The 13,264-nt window shown below is 58.8% G+C and carries 14 protein-coding genes and 1 tRNA gene; 5 read left to right on the forward strand and 10 right to left on the reverse strand.

The window, feature by feature from the left end:
• Positions 1-388 precede the first annotated feature (388 nt).
• The 3 genes from gpt to GA0061101_RS12380 form a co-directional block, all read right to left on the reverse strand.
• Complete coding sequence (gpt, locus tag GA0061101_RS12370) at positions 389-886, reverse strand: xanthine phosphoribosyltransferase (RefSeq protein WP_037199984.1); 498 nt, start codon at positions 884-886, stop codon at positions 389-391.
• Between the two features lie 318 nt (positions 887-1,204).
• Positions 1,205-2,050, reverse strand: coding sequence for a universal stress protein (locus tag GA0061101_RS12375; RefSeq protein ID WP_047557873.1), 846 nt, complete (start codon positions 2,048-2,050; stop codon positions 1,205-1,207).
• Positions 2,051-2,165: 115 nt separating this feature from the next.
• Complete coding sequence (locus GA0061101_RS12380; protein ID WP_092573651.1) at positions 2,166-2,939, reverse strand: competence/damage-inducible protein A; 774 nt, start codon at positions 2,937-2,939, stop codon at positions 2,166-2,168.
• A gap of 240 nt (positions 2,940-3,179) precedes the next feature.
• On the opposite strand from GA0061101_RS12380, the gene wrbA reads away from it, so the two are divergent.
• Positions 3,180-3,779 carry an NAD(P)H:quinone oxidoreductase type IV gene (gene wrbA / locus GA0061101_RS12385; protein ID WP_037199918.1) on the forward strand — a complete coding sequence of 200 codons (600 nt, stop codon included), beginning with the start codon at positions 3,180-3,182 and terminating at the stop codon, positions 3,777-3,779.
• A 74-nt stretch (positions 3,780-3,853) separates the two neighbouring features.
• Here wrbA and GA0061101_RS12390 read toward each other — a convergent pair.
• A tRNA-Leu gene (locus tag GA0061101_RS12390) sits at positions 3,854-3,939 on the reverse strand.
• Between the two features lie 112 nt (positions 3,940-4,051).
• Positions 4,052-4,393 carry a hypothetical protein gene (locus GA0061101_RS12395; RefSeq protein WP_092573652.1) on the reverse strand — a complete coding sequence of 114 codons (342 nt, stop codon included), beginning with the start codon at positions 4,391-4,393 and terminating at the stop codon, positions 4,052-4,054.
• Between the two features lie 361 nt (positions 4,394-4,754).
• Between GA0061101_RS12395 and ilvA the strand changes: the two genes are divergently transcribed.
• Together ilvA and GA0061101_RS12405 are read left to right on the forward strand one after the other, a co-directional pair.
• A complete protein-coding gene (gene ilvA / locus GA0061101_RS12400; protein WP_092573653.1) occupies positions 4,755-6,005 on the forward strand; it encodes a threonine ammonia-lyase in 1,251 nt (416 codons plus the stop codon).
• Between the two features lie 37 nt (positions 6,006-6,042).
• Positions 6,043-6,381, forward strand: a complete 339-nt coding sequence (locus GA0061101_RS12405; protein WP_037199911.1) for an HlyU family transcriptional regulator — start codon at positions 6,043-6,045, stop codon at positions 6,379-6,381.
• Positions 6,382-6,485: 104 nt separating this feature from the next.
• Here the strand turns inward: GA0061101_RS12405 and GA0061101_RS12410 are convergent, their stop codons facing one another.
• From GA0061101_RS12410 to GA0061101_RS12420, 3 genes are all read right to left on the reverse strand, one after another.
• Positions 6,486-6,950 carry a hypothetical protein gene (locus GA0061101_RS12410; protein WP_141694064.1) on the reverse strand — a complete coding sequence of 155 codons (465 nt, stop codon included), beginning with the start codon at positions 6,948-6,950 and terminating at the stop codon, positions 6,486-6,488.
• A gap of 65 nt (positions 6,951-7,015) precedes the next feature.
• Positions 7,016-7,399, reverse strand: coding sequence for a GNAT family N-acetyltransferase (locus GA0061101_RS12415; protein ID WP_245297471.1), 384 nt, complete (start codon positions 7,397-7,399; stop codon positions 7,016-7,018).
• Between the two features lie 570 nt (positions 7,400-7,969).
• Positions 7,970-8,746: an SDR family NAD(P)-dependent oxidoreductase gene (locus tag GA0061101_RS12420; protein ID WP_092573850.1), complete on the reverse strand. Its 777-nt coding sequence runs from the start codon at positions 8,744-8,746 to the stop codon at positions 7,970-7,972.
• A 105-nt stretch (positions 8,747-8,851) separates the two neighbouring features.
• On the opposite strand from GA0061101_RS12420, the gene GA0061101_RS12425 reads away from it, so the two are divergent.
• Positions 8,852-9,439, forward strand: a complete 588-nt coding sequence (locus GA0061101_RS12425) for a TetR/AcrR family transcriptional regulator (RefSeq protein ID WP_092573656.1) — start codon at positions 8,852-8,854, stop codon at positions 9,437-9,439.
• A gap of 52 nt (positions 9,440-9,491) precedes the next feature.
• Here the strand turns inward: GA0061101_RS12425 and GA0061101_RS12430 are convergent, their stop codons facing one another.
• Positions 9,492-10,106 (reverse strand): FMN-dependent NADH-azoreductase, encoded by a 615-nt coding sequence (locus tag GA0061101_RS12430; protein ID WP_037199907.1) that lies wholly within the window; start codon positions 10,104-10,106, stop codon positions 9,492-9,494.
• A gap of 137 nt (positions 10,107-10,243) precedes the next feature.
• Here GA0061101_RS12430 and GA0061101_RS12435 point away from each other — a divergent pair, with 137 nt between their 5' ends.
• Positions 10,244-11,212 carry a LysR family transcriptional regulator gene (locus GA0061101_RS12435; RefSeq protein ID WP_092573657.1) on the forward strand — a complete coding sequence of 323 codons (969 nt, stop codon included), beginning with the start codon at positions 10,244-10,246 and terminating at the stop codon, positions 11,210-11,212.
• 52 nt (positions 11,213-11,264) lie between these two features.
• Here the strand turns inward: GA0061101_RS12435 and GA0061101_RS12440 are convergent, their stop codons facing one another.
• Complete coding sequence (locus GA0061101_RS12440) at positions 11,265-13,253, reverse strand: bifunctional 2',3'-cyclic-nucleotide 2'-phosphodiesterase/3'-nucleotidase (RefSeq protein WP_092573658.1); 1,989 nt, start codon at positions 13,251-13,253, stop codon at positions 11,265-11,267.
• Positions 13,254-13,264 lie beyond the last annotated feature (11 nt).

Genomic DNA, 13,264 nt, shown 5'->3' on the forward strand with positions numbered 1-13,264 from the left:
CAAGGGGTGGTTTGAAATGGATTGTTAACCACAATATCTTGTGGGCTTGGCTGTGGAAACTGGGGAAATGTCAGGAGATCAAAGGATTCAACAACTTGGAGGCGGACGCTCGCCCATCGCTGGATCGGGGATGCGATGAAATCCGTTGCTGCAGGGGTCAAACGCGACAATATTGTGACCGTGACCCTGAAACCATTGGCGACGAGGCAAAAGCATGCCGTGGTGTCTTATGATTCGCTGGGAAAGCCTTGAATCGCACATGTTCTCATCGTCTGGCCTCCACTAAATATAGTGGGCGCCGCAGCGCCCACCTCTATTACCACAGGTCGAGTCCCGCTTTTGTCCAGCGGACAGAATCATTGCTGATTCGCGCGGCTCGCGATGGAATTCAGCCGCGATGACCCTTGGCGATCGGCTCCTGATAGGTGAAGCCCATGTCCCAGGGGAAGTAGATCCAGGTGTCCTGACTTACCTCGGTGATGAAGGTGTCGATGGTCGGCACGCCCTTGGGCTTGGCGTAGACGCAGGCGAAATGCGCCTTCGGCAGCATGGCGCGGACTTCGACGGCCGTCTTGCCGGTATCGGTCAGATCGTCGATGACGAGGACTGCTTCGCCGCCGTCGACCGCCAGTTCCGGCGCAACGCCCTTGAGAAGGTTCATCTCCCCCTGGCTTGTGTAGTCGTGATAGGAGGCGACGCAGACGGTCTCTATCACGCGGATATTGAGTTCGCGCGAGATGATGGCGGCCGGGACGAGGCCGCCGCGGGTGATACAGACGATCGCCTTGAATTCGCGATTGAGGCCGGCAAGCCGCCAGGCAAGCGCGCGGGCATCGCGATGGAACTGATCCCAGGATACGGGAAAGGCTTTATCGGGCAGGGACATGGCAGCAGGCTCCGGGCATGGAATAACGACGCGCCGGCGCTACCGGCGACCCTGAGCAGACTCCCGCGGCGGGCGCGGACCATGAACCAAATCCGGAACGCGATTCGCTTGATATCGACTTGAACAGGATTTCATCCAGAAAAGAGCGATATGCCTTTCGGGATCATGTTCCATGGACCGCGCGAACGGTTCCCTGACGGGAATTCTGTCATCGGTCGCTGCTTTCTGCTGGATTTGCGGTCAAAAGGCAATAGCCGCCATGCAGCGAAGCGGTGCAGTTTCCAGTGGAGAACCCTTCGGTTTAAGCTGCAAAGCCGATCAGCGGGCCAGAAGCGTCATCGCCGTCATGGATTGCAGCAATGTCCGCGTCGTGCCGCCGAAGATCATCTGCCAGAGCCAGGAATGCGTATAGGCGCCCATGACGAGCAGATCGATGCTGTTGTCGGCAAGGCGATTTTCGATGACTTGCGATGGCGTGGACTTGCCGGTGCAGGCCGCCGTTTCGAATTTGGCGCGAACGCCGTGACGCGTCAGCGCCGCCGCAATCTGAACGCCGCTTTCCTTCGAGGGGTGGGTCTCTCTCTCGGATGTGCTGACCGAAAGAATTTCCACGGAATCGGCCGCCTTCAGGAAAGGCAGGGCATCGAAGGTGGCGCGCGCCGCCTCCTTGGAGCCGTTCCAGGCGATTAGCACGCGACGCACGGGTTTCGGAGTGCGCAGGATATAGGGGATCAACAGTACCGGGCGGCCGCTATCGAAAAGGAAGGTTTCGACATCGACCTGGTTGTCGGAATATTTCGCCGGGTCCGGTTGCACGGCAACCAGCAGGTCGGCGCTGCGGGCACTTTCGATCAAGGGCTCGGTGCCGTAGCCAACGGTGCTGGTAAAGCTGCGCCATTCATAGTCGAGGCCGGCCCCCTCCATTTTCGTGCGAAACAGCCGCTCGATTTCGACCGCCTGGCTATGGGCGACATCCTGAAGCGCCTGCACGGCGACGGGATCCGGGATTTCCATCGGCGCCACGAGCGGCACGGTCGAGATGATTTCCGCATGCAGGCCAACAATGTGGGCGCCATACTCCTTGGCGAACGCCGCCGCAAAATCAGCGGCGATGCGCGTGTTGTCGGGATTGTCGAGAACGGTCACCAGGGTTTTATAAGACATGACGTGATCTCCCATGCGGAGGGTTGGATCGCTTCATTATATCAGCATTCCGCATCGAAATAATGCGCTGAACCCGTTCCTGGTTCCCCGATAAAATGCACGCCATCGTTGAACGTCATGCCTGGGCGGACTGATTATCCTTGGCTTTCGACTGTCGGATAGCCTCGATCATCGCGCGCACTTCCGCCGCGACATTTTCAACCAGCTCGGCGGAGCGGGCTCTAACGACAATTTCGGTCGAGAAGGACTGGCCGACATAGCGCGGATAGGAACCGATGCTGGTATCCGGATGGGCTTTCTGGATGATGCCGAGCGGCGTGCCGATCTCACCTTCGCCGTAAGGGCAGGCAATCGCCGTCGAAAGCATGCGCACGCCGGTCCGAAGCGTCGGTATGACATTGTCGAGCATCGCCTGGAAAACCTGCGGCACGCCGGCCATCACATAGACGTTCCCGATGTTGAAGCCCGGTGCCGTCGAGACCGGATTGGCGATGTGTTTCGATCCGACAGGCATGCGCGCCATGCGCTGGCGGGCCTCGGTGAATTCCATCTCGCGCTTGGCATACATCTCAGCCATCAGCCGCATGGCCTCGGCATCGTGCTCGCAGGGCACGCCGAAGGCCTTGGCGATGGCGTCGGCGGTAATATCGTCATGGGTCGGGCCGATGCCGCCTGAGGTGAAGACATAATCATACGTGCCGCGCAAAGCATTCAGCGCCGATACGATGGCGTCTTCATCATCGGCGACGATACGAACCTCCTTCAGATCGATGCCGGCAAGCAGCAGGATATCGGCGAGATGGCCGATATTCCTGTCCTTCGTCCGGCCGGAGAGCAGCTCGTCGCCGATGGCCAGCATGGCGGCGGTGACAATGGTTTCGTTTGTCATGAAAACATCCGTGAAATTGCGCAGCGGCGCGTTCGCAAAAGGTTCGAAATAGGTAGCGCCGTTTTTCGCGAATGCAAACCGTCGTTTTCACAGTCCCGGGTAGTCGCCTTGAGGCCGCGCAAGTGAATTTTCGTCTATAGAGGATGAACAGTGCGTTCCGGGCATGGGGGCTGCGCGCCCGTCTCATCGCTGATAAAACTTGCTCCGATACTTAACGCGTCCAACAGACAGGAGACGTTCATGGCTAAGGTTCTGGTTCTTTATTATTCCGCTTACGGTCATATCGAGACGATGGCCTATGCCGTCGCGGAGGGCGCAAAGTCCGCCGGTGCCGAAGTCACCGTCAAGCGCGTGCCCGAACTGGTGCCGGAAGAGGTTGCAAAGGCCTCCTACTTCAAGGTCGACCAGGAAGCGCCGATCGCAACGCCGGACGAACTGGCCGAATATGATGCGATCATCGTCGGCGCCGGCACGCGTTTCGGCACGGTTGCCTCGCAGATGCGCAATTTCTGGGATCAGACCGGCGGCCTCTGGTTCGCCGGCAAGCTCGTCGGCAAGGTCGGCTCGGCCTTCACCTCGTCCGCCACCCAGCACGGTGGCCAGGAATCGACCATTCTCGGCTTCATCCCGACCTTTCTGCATCAGGGCATGGTTGTTGTCGGCCTTCCCTATGCCTTCCAGGGCCAGATGGGCACCGAGGAAGTCAAGGGCGGCTCACCCTACGGCGCTTCCACCATCACCAATGGCGACGGCTCGCGTCAGCCTTCCGAAATCGAGCTGGAAGCGGCAAAGTTCCAGGGTGCCCATGTCGCCAAGATCGCGGCCAAGCTTTTCGCTTAATTCGAGTTTTGTGCATTGAACAAAGGCGCGGCGAAAGCTGCGCCTTTTTCGTCGAGCATATAGGGGTTTATCTTTGGTGCGGACGACGGGGGTCGAACCCGTACAGCCAAAGGCCGAGGGATTTTAAGTCCCTTGCGTCTACCAGTTTCGCCACGTCCGCGTGTCTTTCCCCTTCAAGCACTTGAGCGATTCAGTCAAGGAAATGTTTTTGCAATGGCGGACCAACTTACATTGGTCCGCCGCCGCATAGGGATCATTCGGCGTCGATCAGCTTAGCGCCCCTTGAGAACGGCGACGAGCGCCGGGGTCACCTTTTTCTGCTGGAACATGGCTTTGAAATCGGCGTAGCTTATTCTTCCGGAAACTACGCCTGTCATCAGCCGCTGACAAAAGAGCCGCTTTGCTTCGCTTCTTTGCGATCTCACATAAAACGCGATTTGATCCAGCGTTTCCGGCGGTAGGTGCTGCGACAGGCATTTGGCGATGACTTGCGCACGGGCGCTCGGGCTTTCCTTCATGATCGGGATGCTCTTCTCGAAGGTTTGCTCCTGCGATGTGCAGGAAGCCAGCGCGGCGAGGGTGAAAGCAATGGAAAGCAAGCGGATAAAGCGCATGATGATGGTCTCCCTTGGATGAGGCCGGGATAAGCATCTTTTGCGCGATTTTTCAACTGTAAATGGAATTATTAGGTGAGTTCTGCACTGTGCCTAACAAGCGAAGCCCGCCGGAGCCGAGTGTCGGTACTAGGGCGGGCCTCTAACCATCATCATGATGGCTGTCCCGTATTGGAGACAGGCAAGTCCGCGCTGTCAATTCACAGATTTTGGGGGATATGACGGCAGGAGGCATATATCTTCGACGCCCGGTATCTCGGCAATATCGTGTCGGCAGGTCTGAAACCGCGATAAACAGGCTTTCTTGACTCATATTTCCTGTGTCATAGCGAAGGCGGATTGTGAAGAAGGACGGATAGCCGTGGACAAACAGACTGTTCTCGAAGCCACCGAGGCCATGCGTGGTCTCTTCCCCGTAACGCCGTTGCAACTGAACGAGCATCTTTCCGCTCGCTACGGCGCGGACATTTGGCTGAAACGCGAGGATCTGACGCCGGTGCGCTCCTACAAGATCCGCGGCGCCTTCAATTTCTTCCGCAAGGTGATTGCCGAAGGAGGAACGGGAAAGACCTTCGTCTGCGCGTCCGCCGGCAATCATGCCCAGGGCTTTGCCTTCGTCTGCCGGCATTTCGGCGTGCCGGGCGTGGTCTATATGCCTGTCACGACACCGCAGCAAAAGATCGACAAGACCCGCATATTCGGCGGCGAATTCATCACTATCAAGCTCTTCGGCGATTTCTTCGACCAATGCTATCAGGCGGCACGCGACCATGTCGAAAAGATCGACGGTGTCATGGTGCCGCCTTTCGATCATGTCGATATCATCGAGGGGCAGGCGACCGTCGCGGCCGAGATCGCCGAGCAACTGCCTGACGGCGTCGTGGCCGACCGCATTCTTCTGCCTGTCGGCGGCGGCGGTCTGGCCGCCGGCATCACCAGCTATTTTGCCGATCGGCTCGCCCGCGATGTCTTTGTCTTCGCCGAGCCCGCCGGCGCGCCAAGCCTCAGGCGCAGCATCGAGGCGGGGAAGGTGGTGACGCTGACCAAAGTCGACAATTTCGTCGATGGTGCCGCGGTCGGCCGTATCGGCGATCTGAACTTCGCCGCTTTGAAAGGGTTTGCTGCCGAGCAAGTCAAACTCATCGACGAAAACGCCATCTGCGTGACCATCACCGATATGCTGAACGTCGAAGGCGTCGTGCTGGAGCCCGCCGGCGCCTTGGCGATCACCGCGCTGGAGACCCTGGATCGTGAGAGCATCCGCGGCAAGACCATCGTCGCCGTCGTCTCCGGCGGCAATTTCGATTTCGAACGCCTGCCCGACGTCAAGGAGCGCGCCATGCGCTATGCCGGGCTGAAGAAATATTTCATCCTGCGTCTGGCGCAGCGCCCTGGCGCATTGAGGGATTTCCTCAACATGCTCGGGCCTGAAGATGATATCGCCCGCTTCGAATATCTAAAGAAGAGCGCCCGCAATTTCGGCTCTATCCTGATCGGCATCGAGACGAAGAATCCGGATAATTTCAAACAGCTTATCGCGAATTTCGAAAGTTCCGGCATGGGGTATGAAGACATCACCGAAAACGACATCCTGGCAAACCTGATCATTTGACTTTGCGACCCTGCAACCTTCATGCTAAAGGCGATCCATGGCTTCGTTCTTTTCAAATATCCTTTCGATCTTCACCGGCGGCGCGTCGCAGGCGGGCGCTGAAAAGTCTGCCAGCTCCACTGTCAGCGCCGAGCCCCAGGTGCATGCCGGCTGCACGATCTATGCCACGCCGCAGCGCGAGGGCAATCAGTTCCGGCTCATGGGCCGGATCGAGAAGGATGTGAACGGCGAGATCCTGGTGCGCAACTTCATCCGCGCCGACGTTTTCACCTCGTCGGACGATGCCGTGGAATCGACCTTCCGCAAGGCGCAGCAGATCATCGATCAGAACGGCGCATCGCTGTTCGGCGACGGCGAAAAGGTCCGACAAGTCTGATCGTGAGCGCCGTCGGTCCGTGCTAGCCGCGTATCGTAGTCGAAATCTCGATAGCAGCGCAGCGGGATCTCAAAGATCTTCGTCGAGCATCAGAATATACGGTATCAGTGAAGACCGTCTGGCAGCCAGCTTTCCAGATATTCTTCCATTTGCTTTCCCGACATGACAGTCGAAATCCAGGCGCGTCGCTCGAAGTCGATGGCCGCAAGTTCGTAAGCACAGGCCATAAGGTCGCTCTTTACATGCGAAAACTTCGGTTTTCCCGAATAGTCTGATTGGGCAGCGTATTGCATGCAAACGCATTCGTTCACCCACCATTGGGTCAATAAGGTCTTTGCGCTGCTCCCGTGATGAAGGACAACGAAGTCGACAGAGTAATGGGGCGTCCCGTTCATGCGGGCAAGATTGGCTTCAACGAAGGAGCGTGCCTCGTTGATCAATTCCGGCTGTAAAAGCTGTTCTCGTTTCGGGGCCTGTGCAGAGATTCCGTAAGCCTTGATGCTCCAACCCGACATTTGCCAGATGCCCAAACGTCCAAGATGTCGCGGCGTGTACATCGGAATTGGCATGTTTTCTCCGTATCCGCGTAGTCGCTGTGTGGTTGACGATGATTTTTGCCCGAGCGATGGAAGCTCTATGCCCTCAAACTTTCGACACTGGTGGACATCACCAGCGCCGAGGCTTCGACGCTATCCAGGATTTCGATCGTCTCATTGCCGGTTGTCGTAAAGCCATGTTTTCTATAGAAAACTATAGCAGCCGGGCTTGTAACGAGAACCCTGACTTCGATCTTTTCGGCGGTTTCGATTACGCCCGCCACCTTATGCAGCAACTGCGAACCGAGACCCTTCCGTTGCTGGCCGGGGTGAACATACATTCCCCACAGGTAGGCGAAACCTCGGCGTTCCGCGAAGATTGCACTTCCATGGATCTCATGATCTGACGCAATGCAGTAGCCGCGCTCTCCCGAACCCGGCAACATCGATGCGGTTCCCTTCTGCTCCAAGTTCTTTAGCATCGCTAACAACGTACTTTGGCCTAGGCTTGGGCCGTAAGTAGCGGTCCAGGCGTCTCGCCATAACCTTACCAAATCGGCCGCGTCGTCTGGGACTATCGCTCGGAAGTTTGGGGGCATTTCTTCATCCAACGGGTTTCAAGATAGGTTGAGGGATCTTCCAAAAAGAGACGCCGATGACAGGATTGCCGGCAGTTCCGTCAGCAGATCGGATGCGCCGCATCTGTTGTCTGGCACGTTGGTAAGCGCCGGGACACGGCCTTTCGGGTTGATCGCCAGATATTCCGGGTCTGCGTACTTTATCCCGAAGCGAGGAGCGGAGTTCCGGCTCATTGGGTGAACGGCGAGCGAGCAGGCGCCTGGCGAGTAATAGAGGCGATGCACGATGACTCCGATCATTGAAGAATGGTCATGAAGGCAAAACCTTCTCACCTTCGGAGCATTGCAAAACCCGCCTGCCGTGGCAATCGGAATCGGGGAAGCTTGTCTGGTCAAGCAAAGGCCGCCCTCCATATCTGTGTTGGGCGGCCAATAAGAAACATCGAAATCTACGGTCTTTCAGGTGTCGCAGGCTCAAGCCGTGCGGAATATCTTCGCGCCCGAAGGGGCGTTGACGGCGCCGCCATCGACCGTGATTTCGATCGCCGTGACGTTGGCGGAATCGTCCGATGCGAAATAGAGTGCGGCCTTGGCGATCTCATCGGCTTCGCTCATGCGGCCGAGCGGGCTCAGGCCGCCGAAACGGGCCTCCAGTGCGTCCATAGCTTCCGGCGTTGCCGCCCGCGAATTCCAGATCGGCGTCTTGGTCGCTCCCGGCGTGACCTGGTTGACGCGGATGCCGCGTGGAGCAAGCTCTGACGCCAGGTTGCGGGTCATGGCGCGAACGGCGCCCTTCGTGCCTGCATAGGCAGAATAGCCGGGAATGCCGAGCACGGCATGCACGGAGCCGTTCAGGATCACCGAACCACCATCGTTCAGATAGGGCAGCGCTGCCTGCACCGTGAAGAATACGCCGGTGAAATTGATGCGCACGATGGATTCGAACTGCTCGAGCGTGGTCTTGCCGAGCGCGGTCTCGCCTCCAATTCCGGCATTGGCGAAGACGATATCGAACTTGCCAAGCTTCTGTGCTGCCTCGGCGAAGGCCTTCTCCATCGCCGGGATGTCTGTCGTGTCGGCCTGCAGGGCCAGCACGTTGCCGCCAAGCTCCTCGGCGGCGGCTGCAAGGGTCTGCGGATTGCGGCCGGTGATGACGACCTTGGCACCTTCGGCGAGGAAGAGCCGGGCGGTGGCGAGGCCGATGCCGCTGTTCCCGCCGGTAACGACGGCGACCTTGTTCTTGAGACGCATGTTCATAGCTCCTGTTGGCTTTTCTCACGATCTGGATTATGATCGTTCTCTATAAGGATTATGCTCGTAATCCATTTTGTCAAGGCTAAGCGGAAAGGATTCTCGATGGGCCGTTCGCAATTGGAAAAGCAGAAGACGCACGAACGCATCGTCGCGCTTGCCGCTAAGCGGCTGCGGGAGGAAGGATTGGACGGGATCGGCGTCGCCGATCTGATGAAGGAAGCCGGGCTGACCGTCGGCGGCTTTTATAAGCACTTTGCTTCCCGCGACGAGTTGGTGGCGGAAGCGGTGGAATCGGCCGTTGGATCCTGGCGGAAGCATCAAGAGGAAAAAGGCATCGATCCGGCAAGTATTCCGCTGGACGCCTACGTGGACAATTATCTCAGCGAGCGTCATCGGGATCATTGCGGCGAGGGTTGCGCCTATGCCGCCCTGACGGCAGATATGGCCCGCAGCGGCGACGCCGTCCGCGCGATCGCGACGGAAGGGCTGCGGAAGAATTTCGAAGCGATGACCGCGCGCATGCCTGAGCCGGAAACACGCGAGGCGCGACAGAAGGCGATCATCGCATCCTGCCTCATGACCGGCGCGCTGGGGCTAGCGCGGGTGGCCAACGACGAGGCATTTTCGAAAGAAATTCTGGAGACCGTAAAGCAGTTCGTGAAGGATCTGCCGAACGGCGGGACAAAATAGAAAGGCGGCCGGCAAATGCCGACCGCCATGAATATCTGCAAGCTGCTGTCGATTAGGCGGCGAGCGCCAGCTCGGCTGCGCGGGCCTGAGCAGCACCGATTGCCTTCTCGACTGCTTCCGGACCGAAAGCAATGCCTTCGATATAGACGGTCTCGACTTCAGTAATGCCGATGAAAGCGAGAACCGACTTCAGGTAGGGAACGGCGTGGTTCAGCGGAGCGGCCGGGCCTTCGGAATAAACGCCGCCGGATGCCAGCACGATATAGGCCTTCTTGCCGGTCGCCAGACCCTTCGGGCCGGTTTCCGTGTAGGTGAAGGTGCGGCCGGCGCGGGCGATGTTGTCGATCCAGGTCTTCAGCGAGGAATAGATGTTGAAGTTGATGAGGCCGGTGCCGATGACCAGCGTGTCGGCGGCAAGCAATTCGTCGACCAACGCGTCGGAAACTTTGACGGCCTCGGCCTGTTCAGCCGTGCGGGCTTCGGCTGGCGTGCGGATGGCGCCGGTGAAAAGCTCATCGATATGCGGCAGGGGAGCGGACGACAGATCGCGGTGAACGATCGTCTTGCCCGGGTTCTGGGCCTTGATCTTGTCGGCAAGCTCGGTCGCGATCTTGGTGGAGAGGGAATCGGACCGCGGGCTGGATGTCAGAAGCAGAATGGAGGACATGTTAGTGTTCCTTGTCAATGGGTTGCGATAGCCGGGTGGGAAGTTCGGCCATGTTTCGCGTCCATAGATAAGTCTTCAGTGCTATCGAGAAAAACTGTGATAATATGGATTGGAATGATCGATAAAATGGATAGCCCATGCTTCCCAATCCAACGCTTGACCAATTGCAGGTTTTTCTGACCGTTGCCGAATCCGGCAGTTTCTCCGCGGCTTCGCGCGTGCTCAATCGCGCGCAGTCGGTGATCAGCTATACGATCGCCAATCTCGAGGCGCAGCTTGAAATGCCGCTGTTCGAGCGCTCTGGCTCACGCCAGCCGAAGCTGACCGATGCGGGCAGGGTGATGCTCGAGGATGCGCGCCGCATTCTCTCCGATCTCCAGGTGATGCGCGCCAGGGTCAAGGGCCTGAAGACCGGGCTCGAGGCGGAGGTCGCCGTCGCCATCAGCGTCATGGTGCCGACCAATGCCACGGTCGACGTCCTGAGAGAGTTCCGTGATCGCTTCCCGTCCGTCTCGCTGCGGCTTGATGCCGGCGAGCTCGGCACGATGATGGAGCTGGTCGCCAGCGGCAAATCGACGATCGGAATCGGCGGCGCGGTCATAAAGCAGGACGATTCCATGGTGATCGAGCGCCTCGGCCACTCCTTCATGATGCCGGTCGCCTCACCTGGCCATCCACTTGCTCAGATCAGACGGCCGCTGACCCTCGCCGACGTGCGAGAAGAGGTGCAACTGGTCGTCACCGATGCTTCGAACCTCACCAAGGGCCGGGATTTCAATGTCCTGTCCTACAAGATCTGGCACCTCAGCGATATCGCGACCAAGCATCAGCTAATCCGCGGCGGCCTCGGCTGGGGCGGGCTGCCGGCGTCGCTGATCTATGAAGACCTGCAAAAGGGCCGGCTCGTGCATCTCGACCTCGACGCCTATGAGCAGGGCGAATATCCGATCTATGCAGTTCGCAAGCTCTCCAATCCCCCGGGTCCTGCGGCGGCCTGGATGATTGAGGCCTTCCGCGACCGCCTGTCGCAATGCCCGGACCGGGTGGATTTCAAGGCTGCCATAGACGTGTTCCGTCCTGACGAAAACCAGCTGGCGGCGGAATGAAAATGGGCGCCCTCTGAGGCGCCCATTTTCATGTGTGGAATGGTGTAACCGATTAAAGAACCAGCCGGAAATTATTGAACCCGTCCGTACTTTCGCCGGCGTCCTCGATCTTCACGCTCTTTACCTCGGCAAGGAAGTCCTTAGCCTTGGGTGAGCTTGGGAATAGGACGGTGGTGCCCGGGAGTGGCTTGAAGGTCCAGTTGCCGTCGGCGGTCGGGTTGATCGTGCCCTGTTCGTGGACATAGCGGACGATGACGTCGCGGTTGGTGTCCGGGGCCTTGTAGATGACCTTGTCGGCTCCGATTTCCGGGAAATTGCCGCCGCCGCCGGCGCGGTAGTTGTTGCTGACTACCACGAATTTCTGGGCGGGATCGATCGGCTTGCCATCAAATTGCAGGTTCTGGATGCGGTTTGCATCGGCGTTGAGGAGCTTGCCGTCATCGCTGAAGCGGCGCGGCTGCGACACGTCGATCTGATAGGTGACGCCGTCGATGACGTCGAAGTTGTAGGACGGAAAGCTGTCGTTGAGCAGAGCGACATCCTTGGCGCCCGATTGCACCTGGTTGAACATCGCCGCCGACATTTCCAGCCAGTTCTTCACCTGCGCGCCGTTGATGACGACCGCCTGCACCGTATTCGGATAGAGATAGAGATCGGCAACGTTCTTGATGGCGATATTGCCGGCAGGAACGTCTGTGTAGTAGTCGACGCCGTTGCGGCCGCCGCACTTGAAGGGAGCCGCCGCCGAAAGCACCGGCAGGTCCTTGTACTGCGTCTCCTTCAGCATTTGCTTGATGTACCAGACCTGTGCCTGGCTGACGATCTGCACAGACGGATCGTCGGCAACGAGCGCAAAATAGGAGTAGAGCGGCGCCGAAGTCTTGCCGACCGGCGTGCGGACATAAGCGAGCGTCGCTTCATGCTCGGCCTTGGCTGCTTCCACCACTTCCTTCTTGTCGGCGACGTCGGCGATGACCTTCTTCTTGTCGTCGCGATGGTAGATCGGCCGGGCCTCGGAGGTGAAGTCGACGATCTTCCAGCTGTTGCCGTCCTTTTCGAGAAGCAGGTCGATCAGGCCGAGGTGTGAGCCCCAAAAGCCGGCCATGACGGCGGGCTTGCCGTGTAGCGTGCCCTTGACCGGATCGGCGTCCTTGATGCCGTCCCAGGTCTTCGGACCGGGGAAGACGAGATGCTGGTGGCCGGTGAAGACGGCGTCGATGCCGGGGACGGCGGCGACGTAGAGCGAGGCGTTTTCCATCTTGTCGGACGGGGCGCTGCCATCGATGCCGGAATGCGAGAGAGCGATGACGATGTCGGCACCTTCGGCCTTCATGACAGGCACCCAGGCCTTGGCAGCTTCGACGATATCGCGCGTCTGCGCCTTGCCCTCAAGGTTCTTGATGTCCCAAAGCATGATCTGCGGCGGCACGAAGCCGATGAAGCCGATCTTGACCGGGCTTTCGTTGCCGGCGCCGTCCTTGATCTTCTTTTCAATGATCCGGTAGGGCTTGAAGAACAGATCGTCCTTTGTCGGGTCGGAAGCGAGTTGGCCCTTGGTCAGGTTGGCGCAGACGAAGGGGAAGTTCGCGCCGGCCAGCACCTTGAACATGAAGTCGAGGCCGTAGTTGAATTCGTGGTTGCCGAGCGTGCCGACTTCGTAGCCGAGTGTGTTCATCGCCTTGATGACCGGATGGACGTCGCCGTCCTTCATGCCGTGCTGATAGGCCATGTAATCACCCATCGGATTGCCCTGCAGCACGTCGCCATTGTCGATCAGCAGCGAATTGGTGGCTTCCGCGCGAATGTTGTCGATGATCGTCGCGGTGCGCGTCAGGCCCATCGTGTCATTCGGCTTGTCGGCATAGTAGTCGTAAGGGAAGACGTTGACGTGAATATCCGTCGTTTCCATGAGACGCAGATGCGCCTGATTGCCGGCTGCGCGAGCAGCAAAGGGATGCAGCACGATCAGCGCCGCAGTGGCGCTGAGGCCTTGCAGCAGGGTACGGCGCGACATACTGGGCAAATCCAGAATGGAAGACATGGATGACTCCT

The sequence above is a fragment of the Martinezella lusitana genome (assembly GCF_900094565.1).
Taxonomy (GTDB): domain Bacteria; phylum Pseudomonadota; class Alphaproteobacteria; order Rhizobiales; family Rhizobiaceae; genus Rhizobium; species Rhizobium lusitanum.

Bases quoted from the DNA above. Each gene is read 5' to 3' on its own strand.
- gpt (WP_037199984.1), bottom strand. From the start codon at position 886: ATGTCCCTGCCCGATAAAGCCTTTCCCGTATCCTGGGATCAGTTCCAT.
- GA0061101_RS12375 (WP_047557873.1), bottom strand. From the start codon at position 2,050: ATGTCTTATAAAACCCTGGTGACCGTTCTCGACAATCCCGACAACACG.
- GA0061101_RS12380 (WP_092573651.1), bottom strand. From the start codon at position 2,939: ATGACAAACGAAACCATTGTCACCGCCGCCATGCTGGCCATCGGCGAC.
- wrbA (WP_037199918.1), top strand. From the start codon at position 3,180: ATGGCTAAGGTTCTGGTTCTTTATTATTCCGCTTACGGTCATATCGAG.
- GA0061101_RS12395 (WP_092573652.1), bottom strand. From the start codon at position 4,393: ATGCGCTTTATCCGCTTGCTTTCCATTGCTTTCACCCTCGCCGCGCTG.
- GA0061101_RS12405 (WP_037199911.1), top strand. From the start codon at position 6,043: ATGGCTTCGTTCTTTTCAAATATCCTTTCGATCTTCACCGGCGGCGCG.
- GA0061101_RS12410 (WP_141694064.1), bottom strand. From the start codon at position 6,950: ATGCCAATTCCGATGTACACGCCGCGACATCTTGGACGTTTGGGCATC.
- GA0061101_RS12415 (WP_245297471.1), bottom strand. From the start codon at position 7,399: ATGCTAAAGAACTTGGAGCAGAAGGGAACCGCATCGATGTTGCCGGGT.
- GA0061101_RS12420 (WP_092573850.1), bottom strand. From the start codon at position 8,746: ATGCGTCTCAAGAACAAGGTCGCCGTCGTTACCGGCGGGAACAGCGGC.
- GA0061101_RS12425 (WP_092573656.1), top strand. From the start codon at position 8,852: ATGGGCCGTTCGCAATTGGAAAAGCAGAAGACGCACGAACGCATCGTC.
- GA0061101_RS12430 (WP_037199907.1), bottom strand. From the start codon at position 10,106: ATGTCCTCCATTCTGCTTCTGACATCCAGCCCGCGGTCCGATTCCCTC.
- GA0061101_RS12435 (WP_092573657.1), top strand. From the start codon at position 10,244: ATGCTTCCCAATCCAACGCTTGACCAATTGCAGGTTTTTCTGACCGTT.
- GA0061101_RS12440 (WP_092573658.1), bottom strand. From the start codon at position 13,253: ATGTCTTCCATTCTGGATTTGCCCAGTATGTCGCGCCGTACCCTGCTG.